The 3,406-nt window shown below is 45.9% G+C and carries 4 protein-coding genes; 1 reads left to right on the forward strand and 3 read right to left on the reverse strand.

Annotated features, from left to right (window positions below; genetic code table 11):
- A partial coding sequence (locus FWE23_11425; GenBank protein MCL2846036.1) for a DHHA1 domain-containing protein occupies positions 1-944 on the forward strand: 944 nt, incomplete at its 5' end.
- Between the two features lie 79 nt (positions 945-1,023).
- Here FWE23_11425 and recJ read toward each other — a convergent pair.
- The 3 genes from recJ to FWE23_11440 all read right to left on the reverse strand — a co-directional run.
- Entirely contained in the window at positions 1,024-2,751 is a 1,728-nt protein-coding gene (gene recJ / locus FWE23_11430; protein ID MCL2846037.1) for a single-stranded-DNA-specific exonuclease RecJ, read from the reverse strand.
- Positions 2,741-3,145: a hypothetical protein gene (locus tag FWE23_11435; GenBank protein MCL2846038.1), complete on the reverse strand. Its 405-nt coding sequence runs from the start codon at positions 3,143-3,145 to the stop codon at positions 2,741-2,743. Before FWE23_11435 ends, recJ begins: the two co-directional genes overlap by 11 nt.
- A partial coding sequence (locus tag FWE23_11440) for a M23 family metallopeptidase (GenBank protein MCL2846039.1) occupies positions 3,099-3,406 on the reverse strand: 308 nt, incomplete at its 5' end. The genes FWE23_11435 and FWE23_11440, both read right to left, overlap by 47 nt.

Raw genomic sequence — 3,406 nt, forward strand, 5'->3', positions numbered from 1 at the left:
ACTCGGCAACGCACTTGTTGCAGGCGGCATTAACGCAGGTTTTGGGCAGCCACGTTTCGCAGGCGGGAAGCAAAGTCGAAGACGGAAAAGTCCGCTTTGACTTCACACATTTTCAGGCGACTTCAAAAGAAGAAATCGAAAAAATCGAAAACCTTGTTAATTCGTGGATATTGCAAAACATTGACGTATGTACCGCCGAAATGGGAATAGAAGAAGCAAAAGCCAGCGGCGCAAAAGCGCTTTTCGGCGAAAAATACGGCGACAGTGTTAGAGTGTTGAAAATCGGCGATTTCTCCGCAGAATTTTGCGGCGGAACACACGCCAAAAGAACAGGCGACATTGGCAGTTTTGCGATTTTGAGTGAAGCCTCGGTTTCGGCAGGCGTGCGGAGAATAGAAGCAATCACGGGCTTTGAAGCAATAAAGTTGCGCCAAAAACAAGGCGAAGTTTTATCGGAAATAACAACAGCGCTCAAATGCCAAAACGACAACATTCTCGACAAAATAGAAGATATGCGCCAAAAAATCAAAGCCCTCGAAAACGAAGTAAAATCAGCAAACTTAAATGCGGCAAAAGGCGGCGCGGAAAAAATAATCTCCTCGCTCAAAAGTGGCAAAGTAAATTTCGCAGTAGAAAACTTGGGCGAAGTAAGCAAAGAAATCTTCACCGCAACCCACGACAGCATTTCCGAAATTATTACAAGCAGAAACTTAACAAACGTCGCAGTATGTTTGATTGCCGAAGTGGCAGGAGCAGTTATGATTGCCGCAAGCGCCGACAAAACAGCAAATGCAAACGGAATATTGTGCGGTAATTTGGTGAAAGCGGCGGCAACAATCGTAGGCGGCGGCGGCGGCGGAAGCCCGCTGAAAGCCCAAGCAGGCGGCAAAAATCCCGCCAAAATAGGTGATGCTGTTAAAGAATTAGAGAATTTGTTAGGGTAATTGTAGGGGCGTATTGCATACGCCCAAAATTACAATGCCGTACAAACAACAGGGCGTATGCAATACGCCCCTACGCGCTTCAACACTCAATCCCACGAATTTCCATTTGCAATTCGCTTTTTCCCATATAGGTGTTTTCGCCTAAAACAAAGCAAAGCGTGAAATTTTTCGCGTTCTTGATTTCTTCTATGCGATTTCCAAAGCCGAAACCTACCGCGTCTATCGAAAATCCGTTGCCGCTTATATACAGTTTCAGGTGTTCGCTGTTTTTTCCTATTGCTTTGGGCGGAAATTTGTGGTTTAGATTTCGCGCTACCAAAGTCGGGCGCATATTTTGAGGACCGAACGGCTCTATTCTTTTCAGGTTTGTGAAAAATTTCGGGGTTAATTGTGCAACGCTTATTTCCGCGTCGGCATAAACAATCGGAACTAATTCGTCAATGTTTTTGACTTGTTTTTGAATTCCATCGTTGAATCTTTTGCGAAACGCGTCCAAGTTTTTTTCGTTGAGCGTTGCGCCTGCCGCGGCTTTGTGTCCGCCGAATTCAAGCAAAATGTCGCTGCATTCGGTCAGCGCCGCCAAAATATCGCAGTTGCCGAATGTTCGCGCCGAGCCGTGCGCTATGCCGTTTTCGTCAATGTTAAAAAGTATTGCGGGACGGCAAAAACGCTCTACAAGACGTGCGGCGACTATTCCCAAAATTCCCGAATGCCAGCCTTTTTTGGCGACGACTACAGCAAACTCCCGTTCAAAATCTATGCTTTCTTCTACTACCGAAAATGCGTCTTTGCAAACGCCGTCTTCAATTTCGCGCCGCTCGTTATTGTTTTTCACAAGCATTTCTACGTATTTTTCGCACTCGCTTTGGCTTTGCGACAAGAAAAGTTTTGCGCCGATTTGAGGGTCGCCGAGCCTCCCTGCGGCATTTACGGACGGCGACAACTTAAAAACGACATCGTTTGTCGTAATGTTGCTGCGCCCCGTCATTTTTTGCGCTGTCATCAGAGCGTTAAGTCCGAGATTTGGTTTTTCGCGCATTTTTTTGTAGCCGAAAGTCGCTATAATTCTGTTTTCGCCGACCAAAGGAACTATGTCCGCCGCTGTTCCGAAAGCCGCCAAGTCCAATTCGTCTTTCCAAAATTCGTCGGTTTTCAGAGTTATGCAAAGCGCGTGGGCTAATTTTAGCGCAACACCCACTCCCGCAAGGTTTTTGTCGGGATATTTTTCGCCTGTCGATTTCGGATTTATTATGGCGACCGCGTCGGGAAGTTCGTCTTTGGGCTCGTGATGGTCGGTTATAATCATATCGACCCCGCGGCGTTTTGCGTATTCGCATTCATCGACGGAGGTTATGCCGCAGTCCACAGAAATAATCAATTTTGCGCCGCTTTTTATTATGGTTTCAATGCTGTTTTTGGACATTCCGTAGCCTTCCGTAAGGCGGTCGGGAAGATAATAGTCGGTCTTTATTCCCATTTTTTGCAAAACTCGCAAAATAAGCGTTGTCGCCGTAATTCCGTCCACGTCGTAATCGCCGTAAATAACGACTTTTTCGTTTGTTTCTTTTGCCATAATTATACGCTGAATAGCGGCGTTCATTTGCTCAAACAAAAAAGGGTCGTGTAAGTTTTCGAGGGCGGGATTAAAAAAATCTTTGCTCTGTTCAAAGTCGGCAAGTCCGCGCCCCACAAGTATTTGGGCGAACATTGTCGATACGTTCAGCGCGCTTTCAACTTTGGAAACGAGTTTTTCATCGTATTCGCGAAGAATTATTTTCTCTTTTGGTTTTGTATATTTATTCGTCATTATTTGTTCCCGTCGCAAGTAAAGTCTCCCGTATTTCCTGTAAAAACGCCTGCCATCTTTCCGGTCTGCCCGCATATTGATTTATTATTTTAACCGCTTCCTCGTCGCTGAATTCGGTAATCCTTAAAAGTTCCCTCAGAAAATGCGCGTATCCCTCTTCCCGAAACGTATGAAACCGCTGATTAAGAACGACAATTCCCAATATCAGCTGTTGCCTTTTTGTCAGCAAATCGTTTGAAATATCAAGCGCATAAGGCGAATTCAAAGTGGCTCTTTCCTTGGCTCTGCGAGAAAGATGTGTTCGCGGCGCAGCGTTTTCCTCTTCGACAAAGGCGAAAACGGCGCTGTTAATTGCCATACAGCAAAGTAAAATTATAAAGCAGCGGATCAACATAAACTCCGTTTCTGATTATGGAAAAATGTAAGTGGGGACCTGTCGTCCAGCCGCTTTGACCGACGGTGCCTATTCGTGTTCCGCGGTTTACGTTTTGTCCGACCGTTACCAATACCGCTCCCAAATGCGCATAAAATGTTTCGTAATTGTTAGTGTGTCTGATTCTTATGGTTTTGCCGTAATATACATCGTTGCGCGTCGCAATAACCGTCCCTGCGGCGGGAGCATACACGGAAGTTGCAAGTTCTGCGGCAAGGTCCA

It is taken from the genome of Chitinivibrionia bacterium (genome assembly GCA_009779925.1).
Lineage (GTDB): Bacteria > Fibrobacterota > Chitinivibrionia > Chitinivibrionales > Chitinivibrionaceae > WRFX01.

Coding starts and splice junctions, on each gene's coding strand:
- recJ (MCL2846037.1), bottom strand. CDS start 2,751: ATGACGAATAAATATACAAAACCAAAAGAGAAAATAATTCTTCGCGAA.
- FWE23_11435 (MCL2846038.1), bottom strand. CDS start 3,145: ATGTTGATCCGCTGCTTTATAATTTTACTTTGCTGTATGGCAATTAAC.